This window comes from Acinetobacter sp. WC-323, from assembly GCF_000314615.1.
Classification (GTDB): Bacteria; Pseudomonadota; Gammaproteobacteria; order Pseudomonadales; family Moraxellaceae; genus Acinetobacter; species Acinetobacter courvalinii.
Genome location: NZ_AMZS01000046.1, coordinates 127,625 through 154,388, shown reverse-complemented (window position 1 = coordinate 154,388; position 26,764 = coordinate 127,625). Strand labels below are relative to the sequence as shown.

Below are 26,764 nucleotides of genomic sequence, written 5' to 3'. Positions count from 1 at the left end.
TTTTAACCTCTCAACCAAAACAACAGGGCATAAGCAAGCACATTCGCAATGCTGAAAATCACAATACTTTGCCAACCTTTCGGGATGAAATAGGCCATAAAGAAACTAAATAGCCAGAACCACGGGATCGACCACATGCCTAACTGAGGGGCTAGGGAAGAATCTGTATGAGATTTACTGAGTAGAACAATGATTGCACCGATCGCCATCGCAAAGCTCAAGCCAAGAAAACAACCCGTAAGCGTTTTTGTCCACCAGTCTGGTTGAAGTTTTTGTTTGAGTAGATTCATTTCACTTCGACCTTCTCATGAGCATCAGCAGAGGTGCGAACGACCAGACCAGTGTCGCAATTGCAAGCCAGATCAAGATTGCCACGAGTAAAGGCAACGCATAAAGCAACATGCTTAAACCGAGCAATAAACCGATGAGGGCTATATAAAAAGAATAACGACCCAGTTGGGTTTTTAAGAAAATCTGATTGGGATGGCTGAGATAAAGACCCAGACAGGATAGAAGCGAAATTATGATTCCGAGTAGTTTTAAAGACATAGGTAAAATCTGCAAATAGGAATGATAATAATTCTTATTTAAATTTTAACAGAATTAGAGCTTATATAGAAATTTATTAAGATCGTACTAACAAAGAGCAATTTATCAGGCTACTTCATAAGAATTTTATTGACGGTCTAAATTAAAAAAGGCCACCAGATCTGGCAGCCTTTTTTTAAAAGATACAGTAATGGAAAATAACTTACTGGCCTAACCAGATAAAGTACCCGAGAACCATCAAAGGCCAGGCGATATAAGGGCTAAATAACCATTTCCATAACCAGAATCTTGGCACAAAACCAACCCCATGCACGAAGCCACCAGAGATTCCAATCATTACCAGCATCAGCAGGCTATGATTATAGTGTCCGTTAGCATCCAGCATCAGCGATGGATGGACCAGTAAAATAGCAGCAAGGGGCAATGCCAACAAAAACGAAATGGTCATTGCAAGCACTTGCGCTTTACGATTCTTCGGTGTTGTCATTGCTTCAGCCATTTTATTATTCCTCATCTAAATTTTGATGGTGTTCGATATACAGTGCACTGAGCACACCTGCAAAACATGCCATCAAAATGCCTAGAATCCATGCAAAATACCACATGTCACATCTCCTGATTAGTACAAACTATGTGAATTTTCTTCAATGTGTTTGTTGGTGATGACGCCCCACATTTTGTAATACGACCAAGAGGTATAGATCAAAATGAGAGGTACGAAGATACATGCAGCAACCGTCATTACCCCGAGGGTTTTATGACTGGAAACAGCATCCCACATGGTCAAGCTTGATGTTGGATCAATGCTTGATGGTAACAAGAACGGAAATAATGCAAAGCCGGCAGTCAGGATCGCACCGACAATCATCAAGCTTGTGCCTGTAAAACTTGCAGCCGCTTTATATTTGCCTGCACTAATGATGACCAATAGTGCACCTAAAATTGCAGCAATAGGTGCAGCCATCGTAATCGGATAGGTGGCATAGTTATTGAACCAACCATGATTGGCATTGGTCACCACTTCTTTGGCAAGCGGATTCAGCGCAGCATTGGTATTCACCGCAGTCGCATAGCTATAACCAGAGATATTGCCGAAGAATAACCAGGCACCAGCAGCCAAGAAGCATACAAGGAAGGCAATTGCCATGATTTGAGTTGCCTTGGCAGAACGATTATGTAAATCGCCATCGGTACGTAGCATCAACCAGGCGCCACCGTGTGCACATAGCATCGATAAGCTGACAATACCGCAAATCAGTGCAAAGGGATTTAATAGGGCAAAGAAGCTACCGGTATATTGTGAACGTAAGGTGTCATCCAGGCTGAAGGGTACACCGAGGAACAAGTTGCCGAATGCCACACCAAACACCAGTGCAGGCACTGCACCACCGATACATAGCCCCCAATCCCAAGAAGTACGCCATTGGGTATTCTCTAATTTAGAGCGATAGTCGAAGCCGACAGGTCGCAGGAACAGGGCAAATAGAACCAGAAGCAAGGCCCAGTACATGCCTGAGAAGGCGACGGCATAAACCATTGGCCAGGCTGCAAATAGCGCACCACCAGCGGTAATGAACCAGACTTGGTTACCGTCCCAGTGTGGGGCAATCGTATTGATTGCAGCACGGCGTTCAGAATCGGTTTTACCTACGAATGGCATGAGTGCCATTGAGCCCATATCGAAACCGTCGGTGAGGGCAAAGCCAATCAGCAGAACACCAACCAGTACCCACCAGATAATTTTTAGGAGTTCATATTCGATCATGACTGAGCCTCCCCAGCTTTTGCTTCGAGTTTTTCGAAGTGATATTTACCTGTATGTAACGAGCTTGGTCCTAGACGCGCAAATTTGATCATTAAGTACATTTCGATAATCAGCAGTACGGTATAGAACGCAGCCAGCGCAATAATTGAACCCCATACATCGCCTGTACTGATACTTGAAGCAGACAGGTGTGTTGGTAAGATTTCACCAATTGACCACGGTTGACGTCCGCCTTCAGCTACATACCAACCTGTTTGAGCTGCAATCCATGGGAGCGGGAGAGCAAACAAAGCAAATTTAAGTAACCAAGGTTTATCTTCGGCATTACGTTTTGCCACGGACCAGGTTGCTAAAAGGAAGAGCAATAACATCAGGAAGCCAGAAGCCACCATCGCACGGAATGAGAAGAACAGAGCAGCGACATTTGGAATAGTATCTTTGGTCGCGGCTTGGATATGTTCTTCAGTTGCATCAACCACATTTGGAGAATATTTTTTCAAGAGTAGGCCATAACCTAAGTCTTTCTGATTTTTCTCAAATGAAGCCAGTAAGTCTGGAGAACGGTCACCCGCACGCAGTTTTTCTAACTCGCTATAAGCCACCATACCGTTACGGATACGCACTTCATGTTCTTTCATCAAGTCACGTAAACCAGTCACTTCTTTGTCTGTAGAACGCGTAGCAATAATCCCCATCACATAAGGAATTTTAATCGCATAATCGGTACGCATTTCCTGCTGATTTGGGAGACCAAATAAGGTAAATGCAGCAGGTGCCGGTTCGGTATGCCATTCAGCTTCGATTGCAGCAAGTTTGGTTTTTTGAACATCACCGAGTTCATAGCCTGATTCATCACCAAGCAAAATCACAGAAAGTGTTGACGCTAAACCGAAGATGGCAGCAATCGCGAATGAACGACGTGCAAACGGTAAGTCACGTTTCTTTAATAGGTAGTAGCTCGAGATCGCAAGGACGAAGATCGCACCTGTGACATAACCTGCTGAAACGGTATGCACAAACTTCACCTGAGCAACCGGGTTGAAGATCAACGCACCGAAGTCCACCAGTTCCATACGCATGGTTTCGTAGTTAAATGCAGCACCGACCGGGTTTTGCATCCAACCATTGGCGATCAGAATCCACAAGGCAGACATATTCGAGCCAATTGCAACCAGCCAAGTCACACCTAAATGCTGGACTTTAGACAGGCGATCCCAGCCAAAAAAGAACAAACCGATAAAGGTGGATTCAAGGAAGAAGGCCATCAAACCTTCAATGGCAAGCGGGGCACCGAAAATATCGCCGACATAGTGAGAATAATAGGCCCAGTTGGTACCAAACTGGAATTCCATGGTCAGACCAGTGGTTACACCTAAGGCAAAGTTAATCCCGAAGAGTTTTCCCCAGAATTTGGTCATGTCCTTATAGATTTCCTTGCCAGAAATCACATAGGTGGTTTCCATAATGGCAAGGATAAAAGCCAGACCTAAAGTAAGAGGGACGAAAAGAAAGTGATACATTGCGGTCATTGCAAATTGGAACCGCGAAAGATCGACCACGCTTTCAGAAATCATCAACGTGTCTCCTGAGTTTTAGACATGTCACCAGCAATACGCTCGGCAACTTCATTGTTAAAATCTTTTGGAATCGTAGGGGCGTCAAACCAGATGTGTTTAATCACCAAGAGAAGTGCAACTTTAATAATAAGAATAAGCGTGATTTCTCGGATGAGCCGCCGATTTGGATCTTGAGAACTCGTGTTCATAGAACTTAGCCTCATACACATTTTTAAAAGATGTAAAACATTATTAAATAAAAAGTATTAAAAATAAACCTTTAAGGATTTTAAAATAATTTATTTTAAATAAGATATTAAAAACAATAACTTATATTTATTTTTTATAAAAAATTAAAATATTTAATTTAACCAACTAAAATAATTGGAATTAAATTTTAAATCTGATTAAAACAGTTGTATTTATAATATTAAACCTGATTAAAAAGCTATGATTTAAAATAAATTAAATAAAATTTAAACCAACTAAAATGGTATGAATATAAAATATATAATATATACATAGGCTTATCGTTTTAGTTATCGATTTAAAATATTTTTACGATCTCATTTTCATAAAACCTAGTATTTAGCTTGGATTTGTTTGCAAAAATGTGATAAACATCACTTTTGTTTTTTGGGGATTTCTAGATCACGAATCATTTAAAAATGGAAGGTATAAATCTAAACTTTTTATTGTGTAGTTTTGTAACAATGTGTTTGGTTTGCGCTTAAAGTTCGTTTTAAACGTTATTGGGGAAGTATTAGTCTGGAGTAAACAGATTATTGGAAAGCGAAATCTTCTTGGCAAGATAGTGCGAATTTGATTTTTGACTGATCAGCAACACTTGTGACTGCAATTCAAGTTCGCCGTATTCGGGTTCAACCTGTACATAATACAGTTGTCCGAATTCATCACGAACACGCGCCTGAGCTGAAAAACCTGGACGGGCATTACCTGTTGAGATCGTTGCGAGCCGGCCCACCAGATTGGTATGGGTATGGATGACTTTGGGTTTAATGACCTGATCCAGACAGTGAATCATAAACACGGTAAAGAAGATGTCGATGACCAGCGCAGGAACAAATAAATAATAGGGTGAAATAAAGTAATGCTGTAAGGCAAAGAACGACAATTCCAGAAAATAGCCTGCAAAACTAAAGTTAATCAGTAAGAAAACAAAAATCAGGTATTTGGAAAACTTTACATCCAGCAAAGGTGAGTGCAGTAACCATTCCGGTGTCAGTTTCTTCACCAGATGACTCGGACGTAAACCGATAAAGATTCCAATGGTTTCTGCAATGCTGAGCACAATTAAAGCCACGACGCTCATATGAAATGGCATCAGGTAGTAGTTGAGAAAAAACTCAGTCATTGCAGAATTCATGATTTAAGCATCAATCAATATAGATACCACCATCCGAGTGCACTTCCAGATTTACTTTTTCAAGAAATTCACCCAGACAGGGACCTGAAATACATTCACCTGTCTCGACAGAAAATAATGCACCGTGAGTAGAACACTGGATATATTCGCGATCCTGATCCAGAAACTGGTTTTCCAAAAACTCAAGTTCTGTTTGCAAATGCGGGCAAACATTCTGATAGGCATAAAAACTGCCATCTTTTTGAGTAATGAAAATGGTGGTCCCTTTCATTGTATCGTATGCACGAGACTCACGCTCCGGGACTTCTTCAGTCATGCAAATCTTTTCCATGTTAAGCACATTCCTGTTGAGCTTTTTTAAATTGTTCTAAAAGTTCTGCGTAGTTTTCGACACTTAGACGTGGACCAAATTGTGCTACAACTTCGCTAGAGATTAAAATAGCAAGTTGAGCGGCAGCTTCCAAGCTTAAACCTGCATTAATTGCATACAGGAACGCACCTGAGAATGCATCGCCCGCGCCGTTAGTATCGACGGCTTCCACTGCACGGCCATTGACATGGAACTGATGGGCTGCATCTACAATCACTGCACCTTTGGCACCTTGCGTGATCACAAGCTGCTGGTTTTTTAATTTCAGCATTTCAATTGCAGCTTCAAGATTTTCTGTCTCGGTGAACATCAGTGCTTCCTGTTCGTTACAGAACAGCAGGTCCACACCCTCATCCAGAAGATCTTCTAAACCTGAACGAGCATATTGCACCATTGCAGGATCAGAAAGCGACAGGGCAATTTTAACACCGTGTGCTTTGGCCAGGGCGCGTGCCTGCTTTACGGCGATGCGTGCCGAGTCACTGGTCGATAAATAACCTTCGATATAGAGCCATTTCGCTGTTTTTAACGGTTCAAAGTCAATCTGTTCTGCGGTCAGTTCAGCAGTAATACCGAGATAAGTTTGCATGGTGCGTTCAGAATCCGGGCTAATCAGCACCATACAGGTGCCTGTTACGCCTTCACTGATAGATTGGGTGGCTGTTTGGATACCTGCTTCGTTTAAACCGCTTAAATAGATTGAGCCAAGTTCATCGTTACCTACACGGCAACCATAAAATGCAGTACCGCCTAAAGCACTAAAAGCAACGCTAGTATTCGCTGCCGAACCGCCACTGGCTTGGCCTTTATAGCTTTGGGTCGCTTGTAATTTTTGATATAAATTTGCCTGTGTTTCGCCATCGGCCAAATGCATTGTGCCTTTTGGCAATCCTTGTTGCGTTAGAAACTCATTTGAAACCTTAAATTCCTGGTCAATGAGTGCATTACCAATTGCAAAAAGATCAACAGTTGCCATGTTTGTCATCACAGTAAAAATCAAAAAGCAAAGTTTACACCAATGCTCAGGATTACAATAGTTTGTTGAAGAAAATTCAGCAAATCGTGGCATTACAGACAAATCAAGATGACCAGATGAGCAATATTGGGGTCAAGAGAACCGATCTATCTTTCTAGGAGTAGAGCCAATCATAAATAAAGGCTTATTTTGAGTGACTTAATCTGTTCACAGATACTGCACCAGCCGCTGATTCCTATTTAAAGTCAGGGTGATCAATCTGTTGGAATAGCATAGGGTAATTTCTAGAAGATTTGAGGAAATGTTGTTTTCGCTTAGGCGCTGCATTTTTCTACAAAAATAGAGTAATTTACATGGATATCGATACGTATTCTTCGGTAGACTCTCTATAATCAATCGTAATGATTTAATAGAGATAAATTGGAGATCACATGACTGTAGATGTTACTGAAAGCATTACCCAAACTATTCATCCCGCGTTTCAGCTATTACGTCAACACCATGTAGAAGCACTCGATATTCAAGTTTCAGAATATAAGCATAAAGTAACTGGTGCAGTTCACTATCATTTGGCCACCAATCATGATGAAAATGTATTCCTGGTGGCATTTAGAACCCAGCCCATGGATTCAAAAGGAACGGCACATATTTTAGAGCATACCGCATTATGTGGTTCCGAGAAGTTTCCGGTACGCGATCCGTTTTTCCTGATGATCCGCCGTTCGCTGAATACTTTCATGAATGCTTTTACTGCGGCAGACTGGACCGCTTATCCTTTTGCAACCCAAAACAAAAAAGATTTTCAAAACTTACTGTCTGTTTATTTAGATGCCGCTTTTGCTGCCAATCTGAACCCTTTAGACTTTGCTCAAGAAGGAATCCGTATCGAGCTGGAAAATGATCAGGCGGTTTACAAAGGTGTGGTCTTTAATGAAATGAAAGGCGCGATGAGCTCTCCAACCGATCAGCTCTATCATCAACTTGCGCACCATTTGTTCCCTGAAACAACTTATCACTATAACTCTGGTGGTGATCCGAAAGACATTCCAGATTTAAGCTATGAGCAACTGGTTGATTTCTATAAAACCCATTATCACCCAAGTAATGCCGTATTCATGACCTTTGGTAACCAAAGCGCCTATGACCTGCAAGAACAGTTTGAGATGCTGGCATTACACAAATTCTCTCAAGGCACGACCTTATACTCAAAACCTGAGAAGCGTTTAACGGCTCCGGTCGAAGTGACTGAAAGCTATGCGGTTGATAGTGAAGACCTAAAAGATAAAACTTATCATGTGATGTCATGGTTGTTGCCAGAAACCAGTGATACCAAACTACGCCTAGGGATGCGTTTGGTCGAAGGGATTCTATTAGAGAATTCGGCTTCGCCATTACGTCACTATTTGGAAACCTGTGGTTATGCACAATCAACAGGTCCTTTAATGGGCGTTGATGACAGCAACTTTGAAATGACCTTCTATTGCGGGGTGCAAGGTTCAAATGCTGAACATGCAGAAACCTTTAAACATGGCATTCTGGATATTCTGAAAGAGGTGGCTTCCAAGCCGGTTGATACTGATTTTGTCGATGCCATCCTGCATCAAATTGAATTACATCAACGTGAAATTAATGGTGATGGTACGCCGTACGGTTTAAGCCTGATCTTAAATGGATTGGGTAGTGCCATTCACCATAGTGATCCGGTGCATGTCTGGGATGTGGATTCTGCGATTGAACAAGTCAAAGAAGAGTTGAAAGACCCGATGTGGTTATCAAACCTGATTCAGACTCATTTGCTGGATAACCCGCACCGTGTACAAATGACCTTGGTTCCGGATGCAACCAAATCGGTGAAAGAGCAACAGGCAGAACAGGCGCGACTGGCTGAAATTACTGCAACTTTAACCGATGCACAGAAAATCGAGATTGAAGCAAAAACCGCAGCATTAAAACAGCGTCAGGACACCCCTGACAACCTTGAGCTACTACCAAAAGTCGGTCTGGAAGATGTCCCGGCCGAGTTGCAGATTGTTCAAGGCCAGTTGCGTGAGATTATCTGTAATGGTCTGGATACGCCATTAAATTTATACCATGCAGGCACCAATGGGATTTACTATCAACAGGTATTGATTCAGATTCCGGATGAGATTGTTCAGTCACCTTACTTCAACTTGCTGTCTATCCTGATGGGTGAGGTCGGTGCTGGTGAATATGATTATCTTGAATTCCAGCAGATTCAGACAGCCGTCAGTGGCGGTTTAGGCATGGGCGCTTCTTTGCGTAGTAAGGTCGACGACAAAGACCGGATCAGTGCATGGCTTACTTTAACCACTAAATCGCTGACCCAAAAACTGGATGCCATTCAATTATTGAAACTTGCTTTTGAGCAGCTCCGTTTCGATGAGAAAGATCGCATTATTGAATTATTACAGCAGCGTAAAACGCGTTGGCAGTCACGTTTGTCTGGCTCTGGTCATAGCTATGCAATGCAGGCTGCTTCTCGACAAATGAGTGCCTTGGCGCGCCGTGATTATCACAACACAGGTTTAGGCGCATTAAACTGGCTCAGTGACTTGGTGACCAAAATTGATCAGGATGATACTGCTTATCAAGCATTGATTGGCGAGTTACAGGCCATTCACCGCAAGTTACTACAAGCGCCTAAACAATTCTTATTGGTCTGTGAAGAACATCAATCAGACCGTTTGGTGGAAGAAGTGCAAAATGTCTGGGACAAACTGGCTGTTGATCAGGCACCTGTGAGTTTAACGTCAGTTGAACAGGTCAATACTTCAGACGATGAAGCTTGGTTGATTCAAGCCAATGTTCAATTCTGCGCGTCAGCCTATCAGGCGGTAGATGTGGCGCATCCGGATGCAGCACCGTTGATGGTGTTGGCTGCCTATTTACGCAATGGTTTCCTGCATAGTGCCATTCGTGAAAAAGGCGGTGCCTATGGCGGTGGTGCAAGCTATGATGGTAACGCATGTTCGTTCCGTTTCTATAGCTACCGTGATCCACGCTTAGCTGAAACGTTTAATGATTTTGAAGCCAGTGTGCAATGGTTAATCAATACCGAGCAACAGCCGCACCAACTTGAAGAAGCGATTCTGGGCTTAGTCGCAAGTATGGATAAACCAGGTTCTCCAGCGGGTGAAGCGATTACAGCATGTTATGCATTACTGCATGCACGTACACCAAAATTCCGCAAGATTTTGCGTGAACGTTTATTAAACGTGAATTTGGACGATTTACAACGCGTTGCCAAACAGTACTTATTGGCTCAAAAACCTGTAAAAGCAGTGGTTGCGCCATTTGCGAAACGTGAAGAATTGCAGAAACTTGGGTTTAGCATCAAGCAAGTCAATTAAAAGAAAAATTGGAGAAATCTATGGCGTTCAAATCTTTTGAGCGTAGTTATCTGGAGTTAAGTGTCCTGACGATACTTGGCTTGACTACATCGCTGGCACACGCGGAAGCGACTGCACCTGCCAGTCCTGCAACCGCGGATGCGTGTGTGGCCTTGGCTTCAAATGCTGAGCGTCTGGCATGTTATGATGCACTTTTTAAGGCACCGGTGGTGATCCAGTCACAACTGCAGGCGCCAGAACCCGCGGTCGCTGTGGCGGCCGCACCGGCTGCAGCCAGTACGGCGAGAGCTCAACCTGAATCTTTAAAGGAAAAAGTGGTTCAGAAGGTGAGTGATCTGCATATTCTGGGCGCTGCGCCAAAGTTTGACCCAAATGTCTCTTTGCTGGATCGCCGTTGGGAACTCTCAGAAGACAGCAAGTTGGGTACATGGAATATCCGTGCCTATCAACCTGTGTATTTGTTGCCTGTATTCTGGACCAGCGACAAAAATGAATTTCCGAGTAGTCCAAATCCTGAAAATACGGTCAAAGACAAGCAAGAACTCACTTCGAGTGAAGCCAAGTTTCAGATCTCATTCAAGACCAAGGCCTGGGAAAATATCTTTGGCGATAACGGTGACCTCTGGTTAGGCTATACCCAGTCCTCACGCTGGCAAGTCTATAATTCGGATGAGTCGCGACCTTTCCGTGAGACCAATTACGAGCCTGAAGCCAGCTTGATGTTTAGAACCAATTATGAAATTTTGGGTCTGAATGCGCGCTTGCTTGGAGTGACCTTGAATCACCAGTCCAATGGCCGTTCTGATCCGTTATCGCGGAGCTGGAACCGTGTGATTTTTAATCTTGGTTTTGAAAAAGATAACTTTGCACTTATGTTGCGTCCTTGGTATCGCGTTGAAGAAGATGCTAAAGATGACAATAACCCGGATATTAAAGATTATATTGGCCGTGGCGATTTAACTGCATTTTACCGGAAGGGCGATAACGACTTTTCTCTGATGTTGCGTCACTCCTTAAAAGGTGGTGATCGTTCACACGGTGCGGTGCAGTTTGACTGGGCATTCCCGATCACAGGGAAGTTGCGTGGTCATTTGCAACTATTTGACGGTTATGGTGAAAGTCTGATTGATTACAACCATCGTGCAACCTATGCGGGCTTGGGTGTTTCATTGATGAACTGGTATTAAATGAGTTTACATATTCCAGAACCCTTATTACAGCTTGAAGCAAATTGTGGGGTGTTTGCCCTATGGCTGATCTTAAAGCAATATCAAACTCATATTGATATTGCTGACCTGATCCAGCTGTGTGGTCATGATCGTATAGATGGCACATTCACGATTGCGCTGGCTGTAGCTATGACGAAATTAGGTTATAGCGTTTCATTTTATACGGCGCCTGATCCCAATATCGATAAACATGAAAAGCAGTATTATGTTGAGGCACAGCGTCTCGGAATTCCTGTTGAGGCTGCCTTAACCTATGCTGAAATTCAGCATGCTTTTGAACGTGGTTATTTTGTGATTGTGTTTTACGACACCTTGCAAGGAGTGGGTAATCAGTCCTTGCTGTATTCAATTGATCAACAGGAAGTCAGTTTCTGTGATCATTTTGATGTGATGTCTAAAGCTGTATTCGAGCAACAACGCCAAGCTCATGGCATCTGCCAGCAAGTGATCGTAATTGAGCAGCCTACTCATGCTTATCCAATCTGAATATTGGCATTGGCGTGTTTTAAACGGCTCTTTTTCGGTGTTGCAATCAAATAGGCAAGGGTTAAAGGTCCCAGTCGACCTGTAAACATCAATAGACTCAGTACAAACAAACTGCCGTCATGTAACTGGCTTGTGGCGCCACGTGATAAACCGACAGTACAGGCGGCAGAAACCACTTCAAACATCAGGTCGAGCACATCCAGCTTTGGTTCAAGCAGGAAAATGATAAAACAACCGACAAACACCAGCATGCCTGTAATTGCCGTCACAGCCAGAGCTTTATAGGTTGTTTCTGCTGAAACGGAATGATTAAAGATTCGGATTTCTTCGTTACGCCGTAAAAAAGAAAGCACGCACAGCAACAGGATCACAAACGTACCCACCTTGATCCCGCCTGCGGTACTCAGAGAGCCACCCCCAATAAACATCAATAACATGGTCAGCAAGGCTGTACTATGTTCCATTGCGCCAGTATCAATGGTATTAAACCCAGAAGATCGAGGAACGGTGGCCTGAAACCAGGCATTCATGGCTTGTTCACCTAAGCTCATCGAGCCGAGTGTTAGCGGATTATTGGATTCTAATAACCAGATCAGGATAAATGCGACCAGATTCAGAATCGCGATGGTACTCAGGATCAGTTTGCTGTTTGGTGTCAGTTTGCTCCAGCGTTTGTTCTGTTTAACATCGATCAGAACCAGAAAACCAATCCCGCCTAAGGTATACAGCAGGCTAATGGTTAAACAGATCAGGTAATGGCTCTGGAAATTAATCAGACTGTTGTCGAATAGGGAAAAGCCAGCATTATTAAAGGCAGACACGCTGTAAAAGATAGCGTAATAAAGCCCGCGGGCAAATCCGTACATCGGTGCAAACGAGGCGGTTAAGATCACAACACCAATCAGCTCAAACAGTAGGGTATATAACACCACGCCTTTGGCGACAAAGGTGACTTTAGATAGGCTGGTTTGGCCAAGGCTGTCCTGTGCCATCATTTGCTGTTTAAGACCTAACTTGGGTGCTAGGCTTAACGCTGCCAGTATGGCGAAGGTCATAAAGCCCAAGCCACCGGATTGGATCAATAACAGAATAATAAACTGCCCAAAATGATTGAATGACTCATTTAGATTCACTACGGATAAACCGGTAATGGTCACCGCTGATGTCGCAGTAAATAAGGCATCCATCCAGCTCACGTTGCCTTTGTTGGCAATCGGGAGTTTCAATAATAATGTGCCGATGACAATAAAACTTAAAAAACCAATGGCCAGCAAAGAAGGCGGGCTCAGGTTGAAAATTTTTTGGGAGTTTATTTTCAATGCCATGTTATGCAAAACATCCTGAAAGTTTTCTGAGGTGACTAAGCGAGCCTTCTAAAATCAGCACATCATCTGTTTTTAAGGTGAAATTTGGATCAGTGTCATAAAAAATCTGCTGGTCGCGTTTAAGTAATAACAGTTTGATATTGGGCTCTTGCTTCAAAATCCCCGATAAATTGACATTATTGAGCTTTTCATTGACTGGAACTTTGACAATATAATGATCGTCATCCAGTGCCATATAGCGGCTTACCATTGGATAGTTCAATGCCTGAGCAACACGAACCCCCATGTCTTCTTCTGGATGAATAATCTTACTGACATTTAAATGGGAAAGAATCGTATGATGGGCCTTGGTTTTGGCTTTGACTAGAATCTTTTCAACACCTAAATTTTTCAGGTTGAGTACGCAAAGAATGCTGGCCTCAATATCTTCTCCAATGGCAACGACCACGGCATCGCAATTTTGGATATTCAGTTCTTCCAGAACATACTCATCTGTAGCATCGGCAATCACTGCATGCGTAATACGGTCTGCCAAATTTTCCACATTGCGTTTGATGGTATCGATCCCGATGACATCATGTTTCAGTTGGGTGAGTTCTAACGCAACAGTTGCCCCAAAACTGCCTAAACCAATAACTGCAAACTGTGCCATAACTGTCCTTAACTAAATGATAAAAATGTCTTTTTGTTCATTTTAAAATGGAATGATTTTCCGTTTGTAATGATTTTGTGTTGTTGTCGCGCAACCCATCAACAGGGACGAAAAAATAAAGCCGACATCAAGCCGGCTTTAAGTCATTAAACTGCTTATTTAAGGAAACGCTGATAACCAATATTGTTACTGATTTCGGCATATGGATAAGTGATCTGTTCCAGTGTTTCAATCAACCCATCTGGATTCTGTTTGGCATCCGTGGCTTCCAGACCGACCAGTACACGACCTTCTGCTGCACCATGATTACGGTAATGGAATAGGGTAATATTATGAGTTGGCCCTAAGCGCTCAAGGAAGGTGAGTAGTGCACCTGGACGTTCCGGGAACTCAACACGGAACAAACGCTCATTTTCAATATTGGCATGACCGCCAATCAGATAACGGATATGCAGTTTTGCCACTTCATCATCAGACAGATCATCGACTTCATATTGCTGTTTCAGCATGTTGTGAATTTCATGACGCTCAGCTTCACCACCTTTGAGGCTGATGCCGACAAAGACCTGAGCCAGATTGCTTGAGCTCGCGCGATAGTTAAACTCAGTAATGTTACGACCTTGCAATGCGCGACAGAAGTTGAGGAATGCACCTTTTTGTTCAGGAATCGTCACGGCATAAATGGCTTCACGGCGTTCACCTAGCTCGGTACGTTCTGCGATATAACGTAAACGGTCAAAGTTCATGTTGGCGCCACATACAATCGAGACCATGTTTTTACCGGTCAATTGATGCTCTGCAACATATTTCTTGATGCCAGCCAAGGCCATTGCACCGGACGGTTCGACAATACTACGATTTTCATCATAGGTATCTTTAATGGCAGCACAGATTTCATCTGTATCAACCGTTACGATATCAGGTTCAACGATTGGGCCTGAATTATCCGATTTACGTAAACGGATCACATCAAAAGGTAATTCACCAATTTGAGCGACCGCTGTACCGTCAGCAAATAGACCTACATGCGGCAATACCACGCGTTCATTGGATTCGAGTGCCGCTTTTAAACATGCTGATTCTTCGTATTCAACACCGATGACTTTAACGTGTGGCGCGACTTCACCGAGATAGGCTGCAACACCTGCAATCAATCCACCGCCGCCCACAGCTACAAATACATATTCAACATCTCGCCATTGACGCAGTAATTCATTGGCAATGGTGCCTTGACCGGCAATCACCAGCTCATCGTCATAAGGCGGGATGAAAACCAGTCCTTCATCTTCTGCACGTTGTTTGGCATATTTATTGGCAACGTCGAAGCTATCGCCATGTAGCACCACTTGGCCACCCAGACTTTTGACGGCTTGAACTTTAATATCCGGTGTGGTGCTTGGCATCACAATAATGGCATGAATACCTAATTTTTTCCCAGATAACGCTACGCCTTGCGCATGGTTACCTGCGGATGCACAAATCACACCACGCTCAAGCTGATCTTTAGGTAACTGGCTAATGCGGTTATAAGCACCGCGAAGTTTGAAAGAGAACACAGGTTGTAAATCTTCACGTTTAAATCGAATGTTATTATTAATTTTCTGACTAATTCGTGGAGCTGCTTCAAGCGGTGTTTCAATTGCAACATCATAAACCGTTGCTTGTAAAATTTGTCGTACCACACGAGACAGCATGTTCTTCTTCCCTATAACAGTTTAAAATAGACGATCATTGTAGCAAACCCCCGTGCATTTGCGCTGTTTTCTTGCAGCAAATGTCAAAATAGTTGAGTGAAGTCATGAGTCTATATGCAACCCAAGATGAAAAAAAACAAGCTGCGGCAAAAGCAGCTTTGAAACATTTGCCTAAAGGCGGCATTTTGGGCGTAGGAACAGGAAGTACCGTTAATTTTTTAATTGATTTATTGCCTGAATTGCAATTAGAGGCGGCAGTTGCCAGTTCGAATGCAACAGCAGAGCGTTTGCAGAAGCTCGGCATCGAAGTGGTTGATATGAACTCTGTGGGTGGTCTGGATGCCTACGTAGATGGTGCTGATGAAATTGATCGTCATATGCATATGATTAAAGGTGGTGGTGCTGCCTTAACCCGCGAAAAAATCGTTGCGTCGATCGCAAAGAAATTTGTATGTATCGTTGATGATTCAAAATGGGTCGATCAGTTAGGCCGTGATTTTCCGTTGCCTGTTGAAGTGATTCCAATGGCACGTTCTGCTGTAGCACGTAAAATCGTCGCTTTAGGCGGTGATCCGGTTTACCGTGAAGGTGTGGTAACAGATAACGGTAACGTGATTCTGGATGTATTTAATTTAAACATTCTCAATGCGCTTGAGCTGGAAAAAACCATTAACGATATTCCAGGTGTGGTCACGAACGGTATCTTTGCACTCAATGCAGCGAGTATTGCGATTGTTGCAACCAATAATGGTATCGAAGAGCGTACTGCACAATAATGCAGGCAGTTTCCTTAGAAACCTTATTACCTGAAATTAAAGTGGTTCGACATGCAAGGGCGAGAAATCTGCGCTTGCGTGTGGAGCCTACAGGTATTCGTTTAACGGTTCCACTATTTTGCAGTAAAAAACAGATCCAGCAGTTTTTAAATAATTCTGAGCAATGGCTGGTTGAAACCTGGGTCAGACAACAAAAACAATTTAATCACAACCTAGATTTTCCCGAGCAACTTTCATTATTTTTTCATTCCCAACCGTTTCAGATCATTCGACGATCACAACGACATATTTTTAAGTTTGATTGGGAACAACAAACCATCTTTATACGAAATACGGCATCGGAGAAAGCGTTACAGGCGGCTGTCATGGCCTATGCCAAGCAATTTTTACCTGAGTATCTGGATCAGGTTGGTCAGGAAATCGGCTTGGCTTATCAATCCTGTAGTATTCGGAATCCGAAAACCCGTTGGGGCAGTTGTAGCTCCAAACATGACATTATGCTCAGTGCCGCATTGGCGCTGATGCCTGAACACAATGTCAGGGCGGTTTGTGTACACGAATTGGCACATACCAGACATTTTGATCATAGTGCGGCGTTCTGGAATGAAGTTGCCAAATATGATCCAAATTATCTGATCCATCGTCAGCAACTGAAGCAAATTCAATTGCCGAGCTGGTACTATAAAAAGGACTAACCGTTAAAAAAGCGGTTATGTTGCACAGCTAAACCTTTTCGGATACGCCAAGCCTGTTTAAGGTTTGGAACATCATTCTGCCAGTGTTTCAGCACAAGGATGATGGCAATGATTTCCGCACGGGTCAGAATTCCTAACCAGAACACAATCAGAAATAGAACGTGGGATTGTCCTGTTAGAGTCACTTGTACCAACAGTGAAAATAAAAATAAAGTCCAGATTTTGGCACCGAAACTATGGGTGGCAACTTCTTTGCAAAATTTAATGAAACTCACCACATAAATCGCCATTTCAGATGCAACTAAAATAATGATTGGATAGAGATGTTGTTGGAAAAAAGCCGGCTGTTGCAGGTAAATTGAAACGATTGCACAAATAAAAAAGATTTGATCAACATTAGAATCAAGTCGGCGTAAGCGTTCAGTTGAAACCCCGAGATGCCGGGCAAGCATGCCGTCAAAGATATCGCTAAGCAGACCAAGGCTAAGAAAAATAACGGTATAGATTGGATAAAATTCAGGTTGAAATAAAGTCACTGCGACGATGAGAAAACCGAGTATGACTCTGGAATAAACCAGCAAGGTCGGAATTTGATATTTTAAAGACATGAATAAATTGAAATAACATAATTATTTTGAGTATAGCATTTGGATAAATGAAAGAATTTTAACATGATCGCTTTCATGTAAATGACAGCAGCCTCGAAAGACTGCTGTCCTTAAAACTATTTTATTTTATGCCTAAAGCATCTCTCATAATAAAGAATAAATCAGTTTGATCGAGTAAGCCTGATACATTGGCAGCACGCGGACCATAAGCGGCTGTACGAACCTGGGCGCCGGTATGATGCTGGCTTTTACCTTCAGGTGCAGTGCCGTAGTTGATTGCCATTTCGACACCATCTTTGGTTTTAAGTGCTGCTGTTTGGCCAGGACTGTCTCCATCCACAGGAATGATCTGGCTGGTATGCGCATGGTCACCTGTAACAATAATCAGGGTATCACCATGTTGTTTTGCAAATTTTAAGGCAACCTGAATCGCTTCATCGAGTTGTACTGTTTCACCAATTTGACCACATGGATCTGCTGCGTGATTTCTTTTATCAATTGAACCGCTTTCAACCTGTAAGAAGAAACCCTTGGGGTTGGGTTGAAGTAACTCAATGGCTTTTTCAGTCATTTGAGCCAAGCGGGGTGTAGAAGCACTAAATTCAGCATTATCTCTACAACTTTCCGCTTCTTTCTTATGTCCATTCAATTGAGTTGCGGGACCAGTCCAGATCACAGGAAGATTTCCATCTGCAAATAAACCGAGTAAAGGTTGGTTTTGATTGGCACGATCAACTGCTTTTAACGCGTTGAGGTCTTCGACGATACGGTAGTTTTCTAATTTCGCGCGTTCAAATAATGTCTTGCCTTGGAAAGGACCTGCTTTTGCTACTTCATAGAATGTTTTCTTACCGCCGCCTAAAGTCACGTCTGCTCGAGTTGTTAAAAGCTGTTCGGTAATTGAACCTAATCCACCTTTCTCAAGTGCGCTTTCGGGACAACGTTTGCTGGTTTCATTTGGTCCATAACATTTACGTGCGCTGATATGCGAAACCAAGGCAGCAGGCGTTGCATCTTGTAACTCTGTGGTGGTGACATTCCCCGTTGCAAAACCAGCTTTCTTGGCGAGTTCCAGAATAGTTGCATGCTGTTTTTGATAGATATCTACACCAAGTGCATTGTTATAGGTCTTAACCCCTGAAGCCCATGCCGTCGCAGAAGCTGCCGAGTCTGTAACATAATCAATTGCACCATTCTTATCCAGCGCATAGGTGGTATAACTTCCGGTAAAAGGGAGTACATCTAAACCTTTAAAGTAACCCGCAGCACCTTCGGCATAGTTTCTGGCTGAGGTAATCTCGGAATCACTGGTGCCATCGCCAATAAACAGAATAATATTTTTTACGGTCTTGTCACTTAAAGAATTTTTTAAAGCTTGGGTACGTTCTTGTTTTAAGCGGGTTGCACCACCGAACTGACGAATATCACCGTTTGCACCCGGTTCTAATAATTCTCCGGGCTGTGGGTTGGGAGAGGAAATCGGAGGTTCTGTTGTTGGTGGTTTGGGTTGTGGGGATGGCTGGTTATTATTAGCGGAATCATTGTCGCTTCCGCAACCAACAAGCAATGAAATAAGAGCGGGTAAAAGTAATGGTTTAAGTTTCATTTAATTTCAACCTAAATATTAGTTGAAATGGATAGTAATAATAAAATGTTAAGGTTTGGTTAAAATTATATTTTGATTTTATTTATATTATTTTAAAAAGGCATTGGAATCGAAATTCCAGTGCCTTCATTAATATTTTAAGTTTTTAAAAACTACATTGTAATTGTGTTGTTTGCAGTTGATCGGGAGCTTTACGATTGTCAAGCCCAGCATTTGCACTGATTACCTGATTGGCTTTGATTCTGATCTGAATGAAATTGTACTGGAAGGTCGGGTTAGTCGGCTGAGATGAGCTGCTATTGAGGAGATATTCATGAGTGGTTTTATCGACTTGTAATAGATTATCAGTACTGTCGGCATCAAGAGTTGAGCGATAATTTTGAGAACCTTTAATCAGTTCAAGTACACCATTTGCCCGCACATTAAGTTGGCAGCCATTACCATCGTCATAATGACCAATTAAATACTCAATAGAAGGTAAATTCACATTCACCAGATTAATGCCAGTTAAGCCTTGCTTACATGGATAAGCAGAGCCATTGCAGGTGGCAGTGGTATCTACAAAGCCAACTGCGCGACGATAATCTCCAGCGCCAGAAACGCGAAATGAATCGTTAGATTCTATTTGAGGATCGAAAGCATAAACTTTTTGTTGTAATAAATTATAGCCTGGTAGGTTGATTGAATCTTGCTGATAGCTCTTTGCCAGTTCTAAGGTCGCTTCTTTTAGAGAGGCACCATATTGATCCCGAATTGTTTTCTGGTTCGCAGCGATTTTTAACAGCGTATTTTGAGCGGGATCGACATTTTCTGGTGCAGTGGTAATCAGTGTTCTTAAAGTTGTTTTATCACCCCGAACTTTTTTTGCATCAAGTTGCCCATCTCTTAAATCGACTGCCAGATTCTTGGTAAATTCGTTAAAGAAGTCGTTTGGGAAGGTGTTAGCCCATTGTTGAATATAACCAAAACTGAAAAAAATACTTGTATAAAGTGCGGGGAAATCAGCGACATCTTGGGTTGTAAAACTACTGAGTGAATAGGCAGGACTTAAATTAGGTAGATCAATACTATTAAAAGCACTTAATAAAGCGGTATTCACATCATTGGAAGCCAGTTTAAGGTGTAAGCTGCTAATCCCTGTTGGATCAATTTTTGTATCACTTGGAAGGTAACCCGAACGAATAAGCGCTCTTTGATAAATCGCTTCTGAGTTTGGATTAATAAAAACATTTTTACTTGTTGAGTTGAGATTAAATTCAATGAGTGCGTTTAAAGTAGTAGATACGTTATCGTATTGACCTGATAATGGATTATAAATAAGTGCAGTTGGCTGGGTTGTTAATTCAACTCTATAAATCCGGTTCTGGATGTTTTGAGGTAAGGTAAGCACAAGGTTGGTAGTGGTATTGGCTTTTTGTTCTAAAATTAAAGTGTTGTCTGTATTGTCATAAACCTTAATCGTTATATTACGCATCTCCACCGGTACTTTAACATTTAAGGTTCTTGGGCTGGGTGTCGGTGTCGTTGGAGTTTCAGTCGGAAGCGGAGCTTCACTTTCACCACTTCCACATCCAACCAATGTTGAACTTAATAGCAGGGTACTGAGTCCCAAGCAAATATAGTGATTTAATCTTTGTTTTTGTTTCAAAGAAGGCATTCCAGCTCTCCAAAGTTTTGCATCCATGAAATTTATTATTACCGCAATGTTTTTTTATTCTATTCGAATCGCTAGTGGAAACAATAGTGTTTCTTGACCAATGGTGAAATCATTTTGCTTCAAACCGTTTGTTTTGAACTTTATTAAACATTCTGTAAGCATAAAGAATGAAGGCCAGCCTATCAATTTCTTAGCTAACCCATCTTTATTTTGTTAAAAGTTAGAGACTTGAAGATTGTGTAAAACAGGGCAAACTGCCATACTACTGGCCTAAATGAAAGCTAGAGGTGTCACACGTGATTTCTGTTGGTATTGTTGGTGGAACTGGATATACAGGGGTTGAGCTATTACGTCTATTACTTAGACATGCACAGGTTCAAGTTCGTATTCTCACTTCTCGTACAGAAGCAGGAAAGCGCGTTGCGGATATGTTCCCAAGTTTACGTGGCCACACGACGCTTCAGTTTTCAGATCTGGATTTAGAACAGTTGAAACAATGTGATGTGGTGTTTTTCGCAACACCGCATGGTGTTGCCATGCAGCATGCAGAAATCTTAACAGCTGCTGGTACTAAAGTGATTGATTTAGCAGCTGATTTTCGCTTGCAAAATCTTGAGCAATTTGAAAAATGGTACGGCATGCAACATAGCTGTCCAACGATTTTGAAAGATTCTGTTTATGGTTTAACTGAATTAAATCGTGAAAAGATCAAACAGGCTCAAGTCATTGGTAATCCTGGCTGTTATCCAACAACGGTACAATTGGGCTTGGCACCTTTGTTGAAATCGAATACTCAGCTCGTCAATACGCAAGGTATTATTGTTGACGCGAAATCTGGTGTCTCTGGTGCGGGTCGTAAAGCTAGTCTTAGCATGATTTATAGTGAAAATGCAGATAATTTCAAAGCCTATGGCGTTGCTGGGCATCGTCATCATCCAGAAATTGTTGAAGCACTGGAAAATATTTCAGGTCAAAAAGGACAGTTTGATCAGCTGATTTTTGTTCCTCATCTGGTTCCGATGATTCGTGGCATGTTGAGCACGATTTATGTGGATTTAAATGAACAGGGTCAGCAAGCAGACTTGCAGAAGCTTTATGAAGATTTCTATAAAGATGAACGTTTTGTTGATGTGATGCCTGCAAATAGCTCACCAGAAACTCGTAGTGTTCGCGGTGCGAATGAGCTCAGAATTGCACTTTATCGCCCGCAGCCGAATAAGCTGATTGTGTTGGTGGCTCAGGACAATTTAGTCAAAGGTGCAGCGGGTCAGGCGATTCAAAATATGAATCTCATGTTCGGTTTCGATGAGGCTGCTGGCTTAGAAGGCATTGGTTTATTACCATAAAAAACGCTTTTTTACTTCACACACATTTAAATTTCGATTTTAATGTGTGCTTTGATGCAAATCATAACGATAGAGATGATGATGGAAAACGTTGAACCGACTACTTCACCAGACAGTTCCGTTGAAAAAAATAAGTTTTTAAAAACGAATTTACCTTTGATTATTGGTGCTACCGTTCTGATCGGTAGTAGTTTTATGCTGGGTTATACTGTCGGACACCGTCAGGGTTTAACCGTTGTTGGTTACGATGCTGATGCGGAACAATTGGTCGATGTTGTCCAGAAACAGAAGACCGCTTTGGATGCTGTGAGTAAGAGCTTAAATGCAGCTGTACAAGAGCGTGATATGGCAGTAGGCAACGCAGATGATCTATTCAAATCTGTGAATCAGGCCAATGCAGATAAAGCCCAGTTTGAGGGAATGAATGCGATTTATCGTGAAATCCTCAGACAACGTGGTGGTGTAAGTTTAACGATTCAAAATATGGCAATTAAGTCATTACCTGAAAATGCGTATGAATATCAGATTGATCTTGTTCAGGTCAGCCCGAACAAACGCCGTGCTTCAGGTTCAGTCGAATTACGTCTGATTAAAGATACTGAAGTTTTAGTCGTACCTTTAGAAGATAAAAACTTCAACTTTGAGGATTTTGAGCGTTTAACTGGCCGCTGGACCATGCCAAAAGGCTTTACGCCGCAATTTATTGAAGTGCGCTTAACTGGATCAGGTACACCGATCATTAAACGTTTTAGCTGGCAACGTGGTAAGCCTGTGGATGTAAGTTCTGCTTTTGTGTCAGAAATTCCTCAAGCCGAAGCGAATGCTCAATAATTTTTTAGATTAAGAACTGGATATGCGAAGATACAAGCGTCAAATGAATTTAAGTGAAGTGAAAAACTCTTTTCATCAATCAGGTTATGTCGATTGGCACTTAAATCCACGTTTAAGTGATTCGCAGGAAGATCATGAAGGTGAAGTGGTTGTACAAACAGCCCCACCTGAATTAACGCGTCCGCCATTATATGCGGTGGTTTTAATGAATGATGATTACACCCCAATGGATTTTGTCATTGAAGTTCTACAAAGTTATTTTGGTATGGACTTTGACCAGGCCAGTCAGGTGATGCTGACCGTTCATTATGAAGGTAAGGGAACAGCAGGCATTTATCCAAGAGATATCGCTGAAACCAAAGCCAATCAGGTGAATAACTATGCCCGCGCGCAAGGTCATCCATTGTTATGCCAGATCGAACCTGAGCAGTGTTAAGAAAAGCGAAGCTTTTTAGCTGCGCAAGACGAACAGCTACGCTGTGAGTGTAAGTGTTAAGAAAAGCAACGCTTTGTTCCGAGCGCAAGACGAACAGCTATGCTGTAAGTGCAGACGTTAAGAAAAGCTAAGCTTTTTAGCTGCGCAAGACGAACAGCTATGCTGTGAGTGCAGACGTTAAGAAAAGCGAAGCACTTGCGGAATTCCATTCCTCATGCGCAAGACTTTGCGCCATGTTATGGCTCATATGTTGCGAGTGAAAGCGTTAAGAAAAGTGAAGCTTTGTTCCGAGCGCAAGACCTTGCGCCATGTTATGGCTCCTATACTGAGAGTGAAGGCGTTAAAACTTATTCCTGCTCTATAAACGCATAGCAAAAACTCTTGAGAAGTCTCTACGCTTCTCAGGAATTTAGCGCCTGATGATATTGAGATTTAGTATTCATCCTTAAAATGTTAATTCATATTGGCTTGATTTTTATGAAGCCTAATTAACATTTGAAAAATTCACTTTAACTACATTATTCTGATATTTATTAAGTAAATCATCAAATTTGTTGAATATTTAATCAAATGGCTGGGTTTTATCTACTTTGTAATTGAGTTTTTACAACAATACTTTGTTTTGAAACTTGACCAAGATAGTCAACTAATGCTAACAGTAGAATATGAAGCAAAGAGACTTGTAGATGTAGATTCAACCACGTTTACAGAAGCTCAGCGGATCAAGTTAATAATTTGCTTTTTCATTAAAAGATTCTCTTTTTTTGATAGAGCCCAAGATATAAGGGGGTTACATGCTCAGTCGTCAATTAGAAGTATCGTTACGTTTGGCTGTTAGCATGGCTCGTCAAAAGAGACATGAGTTTCTGACAGTTGAACATTTGTTGCTTGCCTTGCTGGATAATGATTCAGCCGTAAATGCGTTAAAAGCCTGTGGGGCTGATATCGTTACTTTGCGTAAAGAACTAGAGGAATATGTAGAGCAACATACCCCGAAACTTGGTGATAATAGCGAACAGGCGCCTCATCCGACAGAGAGTTTTGACCGAATTCTGCAACGTGCCATTTTCCATGTTCAGTCAAGCGGCGGCGATCGTACTGTTGAAGGTGCGGATGTACTGGTTGCAATGTATTCGGAACGTGATTCTTTTGCCGTTTATTTGCTTAAACGTCATCAAATTAACCGTCTGACACTGACTCAATACTTATCTCATGGCACACGTAAAGATGAGATTCAGGTTGAGGAAGAAGTTGAAGATATTGAAGGTGAAAATGCGGCGTCTGCCAATGCAGGCCCATTGGAGCAATATACCCTTAACTTAAATGTTGAAGCTCAAAAGGGTAAAACAGATCCTTTAATTGGACGTGAAAAAGAAATTGAGCGTGCGGCACAAATTTTATGTCGTCGTCGTAAAAATAACCCGCTTTTAGTGGGTGATCCGGGCGTCGGTAAAACCTCAATTGCTGAAGGTCTAGCTTGGTTAATCGTGAACGGGAAAGCGCCAAAACCATTGGCAAATGCTGAAGTGTATAGTCTGGATATCGGTGCACTGGTCGCAGGTACCAAGTATCGTGGTGACTTTGAAAAGCGTTTGAAACAGTTATTGAATGCTTTGAAAAAGAATCCAAATGCGATTCTATTCATTGATGAAATTCATATGATTATTGGTGCTGGTTCGAGCATGGGTAGCACCATGGATGCATCGAATCTGATCAAGCCTGCATTAGCAAATGGTAGCTTGCGTTGCATTGGTTCAACCACTTTCCAGGAATATCGTCAGGTATTTGAAAAAGATCATGCATTGTCTCGTCGTTTCCAAAAAATTGATGTGAATGAACCGAGTATCAATGAAACGATTGAAATTTTACGTGGCTTGAAAAACAAGTTCGAAGATTTCCATCATGTTGAATACGATGATAAAGCGTTAGTTGCGGCTGTGGAGTTGTCTGCGAAATTTATCAATGACCGTTTCTTGCCAGATAAAGCCATTGACGTGATTGATGAAGCAGGTGCGCAACGCCGTTTAAAAGCGGAAGTAGATGGTACCACTATCTCTGTTGAAAATATCGAGGATATTGTCTCTAAAATTGCCCGTATTCCACCGAAAACGGTTTCTAAAGATGACAAGTCCGTGCTTGAGAATCTGGAACGTGATCTTAAGCGTGTGGTATTTGGGCAAGATGAAGCCATTACGGCACTTTCATCAGCGATCAAATTGTCTCGTGCAGGCTTGAAAGCACCAGATAAACCAGTCGGTAGTTTTGTTTTTGCTGGCCCAACAGGGGTAGGTAAAACTGAGGTTACCAAACAGCTCGCCAAGCTGTTAGGTGTCGAACTGGTTCGTTTCGATATGTCGGAATATATGGAACGTCATGCGGTTTCCCGTTTGATCGGTGCACCTCCGGGCTATGTGGGCTATGATCAAGGTGGTTTGCTGACTGATGCGATTCATAAAAATCCGCATTGTGTACTGTTGCTTGATGAGATTGAAAAAGCACATCCAGATGTATTTAATTTGTTGTTGCAAATCATGGACCATGGTGCGTTGACCGATAACAACGGCCGAAAGTCAGATTTCAGAAATGTGATTATTGTTTTAACCACTAATATCGGTGCTGAAAGTATAGTCCGTGCCAGCATTGGCTTTACTGAACAAGATCATAGTTCAGACAATCAGGATGCAATGAAACGTGCATTCTCACCTGAATTCCGTAACCGTTTAGATGGCGTGATACAATTTAAAGCACTTCCAACCACGATTATTGATTCAGTGGTCGATAAGTTCTTGACCGAGCTGCAAGCGCAACTGGATGAGAAACAGGTGGTGCTGGATGTCGATCAAAGTGCACGTGACTGGTTATCAACCAACGGTTATGACCGTCTGATGGGTGCTCGTCCGATGCAGCGTCTGATTCAGGAACATCTGAAAAAGCCACTTGCCGAGATGATTCTATTCGGTGAGCTTGCTGAGCATGGCGGTAACGTTGCAGTTTCTGTGAAAACAGAAAATGGCAAAGAAGTCGGTTTAAAACTGGAAGTATTTGAAGATCATATTAACCCGAGTGCTGAACCTGCTTAATGTTTGAACTTTCTTTCTCAATAACCCAAGTACTTAAAGTATTTGGGTTATTTTTCATCACGGCAATTGCTGAAATCTTAGGTTGTTATTTTCCTTATTTGATTTTAAATCAAGGCAAGTCACATTGGTTATGGATTCCTACAGTCTTAAGTCTGGCTGTATTTGTTTGGCTGCTAACCTTACATCCGGCTGCATCGGGGCGTATCTATGCGGCTTATGGTGGGATCTACATTTTTACAGCTTTGATGTGGTTACGCTATGTTGACCAGGTCATGCTGACAAGTTGGGATATTTTGGGCGGGATTGTTGTTGTTTGCGGCGCCTGCCTGATTATTCTGCAGCCGCAAGGTTTGGTGCGTTAAATAAACA

Annotated in this window: 26 protein-coding genes; 10 read left to right on the top strand and 16 right to left on the bottom strand. The window is 42.2% G+C overall.

The window, feature by feature from the left end:
- Positions 1-2: 2 nt before the first annotated feature.
- The 10 genes from ACINWC323_RS07965 to ACINWC323_RS08010 form a co-directional block, all read right to left on the bottom strand.
- The gene (locus tag ACINWC323_RS07965; protein ID WP_005286141.1) at positions 3-290 is read right to left on the bottom strand and encodes a hypothetical protein; all 288 of its coding nucleotides are present in this window, start codon (positions 288-290) and stop codon (positions 3-5) included.
- Position 291: 1 nt separating this feature from the next.
- Positions 292-549 (bottom strand): hypothetical protein, encoded by a 258-nt coding sequence (locus ACINWC323_RS07970; protein WP_005286138.1) that lies wholly within the window; start codon positions 547-549, stop codon positions 292-294.
- 202 nt (positions 550-751) lie between these two features.
- The gene (locus tag ACINWC323_RS07975; RefSeq protein WP_005257841.1) at positions 752-1,048 is read right to left on the bottom strand and encodes a cyd operon YbgE family protein; all 297 of its coding nucleotides are present in this window, start codon (positions 1,046-1,048) and stop codon (positions 752-754) included.
- Between the two features lie 4 nt (positions 1,049-1,052).
- Positions 1,053-1,154 carry a cytochrome bd-I oxidase subunit CydX gene (cydX, locus tag ACINWC323_RS19790; protein WP_000270276.1) on the bottom strand — a complete coding sequence of 34 codons (102 nt, stop codon included), beginning with the start codon at positions 1,152-1,154 and terminating at the stop codon, positions 1,053-1,055.
- A gap of 14 nt (positions 1,155-1,168) precedes the next feature.
- Positions 1,169-2,314, bottom strand: coding sequence for a cytochrome d ubiquinol oxidase subunit II (gene cydB, locus ACINWC323_RS07985; RefSeq protein ID WP_009512526.1), 1,146 nt, complete (start codon positions 2,312-2,314; stop codon positions 1,169-1,171).
- Positions 2,311-3,888 carry a cytochrome ubiquinol oxidase subunit I gene (locus tag ACINWC323_RS07990; protein ID WP_005230736.1) on the bottom strand — a complete coding sequence of 526 codons (1,578 nt, stop codon included), beginning with the start codon at positions 3,886-3,888 and terminating at the stop codon, positions 2,311-2,313. Before ACINWC323_RS07990 ends, cydB begins: the two co-directional genes overlap by 4 nt.
- Positions 3,888-4,079, bottom strand: coding sequence for a cytochrome oxidase putative small subunit CydP (gene cydP / locus ACINWC323_RS07995; RefSeq protein ID WP_009512933.1), 192 nt, complete (start codon positions 4,077-4,079; stop codon positions 3,888-3,890). The genes ACINWC323_RS07990 and cydP overlap by 1 nt, the downstream gene beginning before the upstream one ends.
- Positions 4,080-4,633: 554 nt before the next feature.
- On the bottom strand, positions 4,634-5,245 hold the full coding sequence (locus tag ACINWC323_RS08000) for an OB-fold-containig protein (RefSeq protein WP_005230735.1): 612 nt from the start codon (positions 5,243-5,245) through the stop codon (positions 4,634-4,636).
- 22 nt (positions 5,246-5,267) lie between these two features.
- Positions 5,268-5,573, bottom strand: coding sequence for a Rieske (2Fe-2S) protein (locus ACINWC323_RS08005; protein ID WP_104021878.1), 306 nt, complete (start codon positions 5,571-5,573; stop codon positions 5,268-5,270).
- Positions 5,574-5,589: 16 nt separating this feature from the next.
- A complete protein-coding gene (locus ACINWC323_RS08010; RefSeq protein WP_032881542.1) occupies positions 5,590-6,603 on the bottom strand; it encodes an adenosine kinase in 1,014 nt (337 codons plus the stop codon).
- 431 nt (positions 6,604-7,034) lie between these two features.
- Between ACINWC323_RS08010 and ACINWC323_RS08015 the strand changes: the two genes are divergently transcribed.
- From ACINWC323_RS08015 to ACINWC323_RS08025, 3 genes are read left to right on the top strand one after another with little or no spacing between them, the layout of a single operon-like run.
- The gene (locus tag ACINWC323_RS08015) at positions 7,035-9,974 is read left to right on the top strand and encodes an insulinase family protein (protein WP_009512594.1); all 2,940 of its coding nucleotides are present in this window, start codon (positions 7,035-7,037) and stop codon (positions 9,972-9,974) included.
- 20 nt (positions 9,975-9,994) lie between these two features.
- Positions 9,995-11,161, top strand: coding sequence for a phospholipase A (locus tag ACINWC323_RS08020; protein WP_009512941.1), 1,167 nt, complete (start codon positions 9,995-9,997; stop codon positions 11,159-11,161).
- On the top strand, positions 11,162-11,689 hold the full coding sequence (locus ACINWC323_RS08025; protein ID WP_009512767.1) for a cysteine peptidase family C39 domain-containing protein: 528 nt from the start codon (positions 11,162-11,164) through the stop codon (positions 11,687-11,689).
- On the opposite strand, the gene ACINWC323_RS08030 is transcribed toward ACINWC323_RS08025, so the two are convergent.
- The 3 genes from ACINWC323_RS08030 to ilvA all read right to left on the bottom strand — a co-directional run bounded on the left by ACINWC323_RS08030 (position 11,677) and on the right by ilvA (position 15,360).
- On the bottom strand, positions 11,677-13,014 hold the full coding sequence (locus ACINWC323_RS08030) for a TrkH family potassium uptake protein (protein ID WP_005230730.1): 1,338 nt from the start codon (positions 13,012-13,014) through the stop codon (positions 11,677-11,679). The genes ACINWC323_RS08025 and ACINWC323_RS08030 overlap by 13 nt on opposite strands.
- A 1-nt stretch (position 13,015) precedes the next feature.
- Positions 13,016-13,666, bottom strand: a complete 651-nt coding sequence (locus tag ACINWC323_RS08035) for a potassium channel family protein (RefSeq protein ID WP_009512521.1) — start codon at positions 13,664-13,666, stop codon at positions 13,016-13,018.
- Positions 13,667-13,821: 155 nt separating this feature from the next.
- Positions 13,822-15,360 (bottom strand): threonine ammonia-lyase, biosynthetic, encoded by a 1,539-nt coding sequence (gene ilvA / locus ACINWC323_RS08040; protein ID WP_009512876.1) that lies wholly within the window; start codon positions 15,358-15,360, stop codon positions 13,822-13,824.
- 104 nt (positions 15,361-15,464) lie between these two features.
- Between ilvA and rpiA the strand changes: the two genes are divergently transcribed.
- Positions 15,465-16,136 carry a ribose-5-phosphate isomerase RpiA gene (gene rpiA / locus ACINWC323_RS08045; RefSeq protein ID WP_009512766.1) on the top strand — a complete coding sequence of 224 codons (672 nt, stop codon included), beginning with the start codon at positions 15,465-15,467 and terminating at the stop codon, positions 16,134-16,136.
- A complete protein-coding gene (locus tag ACINWC323_RS08050) occupies positions 16,136-16,831 on the top strand; it encodes a M48 family metallopeptidase (RefSeq protein ID WP_009512826.1) in 696 nt (231 codons plus the stop codon). The genes rpiA and ACINWC323_RS08050 overlap by 1 nt, the downstream gene beginning before the upstream one ends.
- Here the strand turns inward: ACINWC323_RS08050 and ACINWC323_RS08055 are convergent.
- The 3 genes from ACINWC323_RS08055 to ACINWC323_RS08065 all read right to left on the bottom strand — a co-directional run bounded on the left by ACINWC323_RS08055 (position 16,828) and on the right by ACINWC323_RS08065 (position 20,702).
- The gene (locus tag ACINWC323_RS08055; protein ID WP_009512712.1) at positions 16,828-17,439 is read right to left on the bottom strand and encodes a CDP-alcohol phosphatidyltransferase family protein; all 612 of its coding nucleotides are present in this window, start codon (positions 17,437-17,439) and stop codon (positions 16,828-16,830) included. The two genes, ACINWC323_RS08050 and ACINWC323_RS08055, sit on opposite strands and share 4 nt — an antisense overlap.
- Before the next feature lie 121 nt (positions 17,440-17,560).
- A complete protein-coding gene (phoA, locus tag ACINWC323_RS08060; protein WP_009512813.1) occupies positions 17,561-19,045 on the bottom strand; it encodes an alkaline phosphatase in 1,485 nt (494 codons plus the stop codon).
- Positions 19,046-19,190: 145 nt separating this feature from the next.
- A complete protein-coding gene (locus ACINWC323_RS08065; protein ID WP_009512690.1) occupies positions 19,191-20,702 on the bottom strand; it encodes a hypothetical protein in 1,512 nt (503 codons plus the stop codon).
- A gap of 296 nt (positions 20,703-20,998) precedes the next feature.
- On the opposite strand from ACINWC323_RS08065, the gene argC reads away from it, so the two are divergent.
- The 5 genes from argC (at position 20,999) to ACINWC323_RS08090 (ending at position 26,757) form a co-directional block, all read left to right on the top strand.
- Positions 20,999-22,048, top strand: coding sequence for an N-acetyl-gamma-glutamyl-phosphate reductase (gene argC / locus ACINWC323_RS08070; protein WP_009512921.1), 1,050 nt, complete (start codon positions 20,999-21,001; stop codon positions 22,046-22,048).
- Between the two features lie 81 nt (positions 22,049-22,129).
- Positions 22,130-22,879 (top strand): DUF6776 family protein, encoded by a 750-nt coding sequence (locus ACINWC323_RS08075; protein ID WP_005230716.1) that lies wholly within the window; start codon positions 22,130-22,132, stop codon positions 22,877-22,879.
- A gap of 22 nt (positions 22,880-22,901) precedes the next feature.
- Positions 22,902-23,315 carry an ATP-dependent Clp protease adapter ClpS gene (gene clpS, locus ACINWC323_RS08080; protein WP_162137911.1) on the top strand — a complete coding sequence of 138 codons (414 nt, stop codon included), beginning with the start codon at positions 22,902-22,904 and terminating at the stop codon, positions 23,313-23,315.
- Positions 23,316-24,109: 794 nt separating this feature from the next.
- Positions 24,110-26,395, top strand: coding sequence for an ATP-dependent Clp protease ATP-binding subunit ClpA (clpA, locus tag ACINWC323_RS08085; RefSeq protein ID WP_004772396.1), 2,286 nt, complete (start codon positions 24,110-24,112; stop codon positions 26,393-26,395).
- Positions 26,395-26,757: a YnfA family protein gene (locus ACINWC323_RS08090; protein ID WP_009512586.1), complete on the top strand. Its 363-nt coding sequence runs from the start codon at positions 26,395-26,397 to the stop codon at positions 26,755-26,757. The genes clpA and ACINWC323_RS08090 overlap by 1 nt, the downstream gene beginning before the upstream one ends.
- The last annotated feature ends 7 nt before the right edge of the window (positions 26,758-26,764 follow it).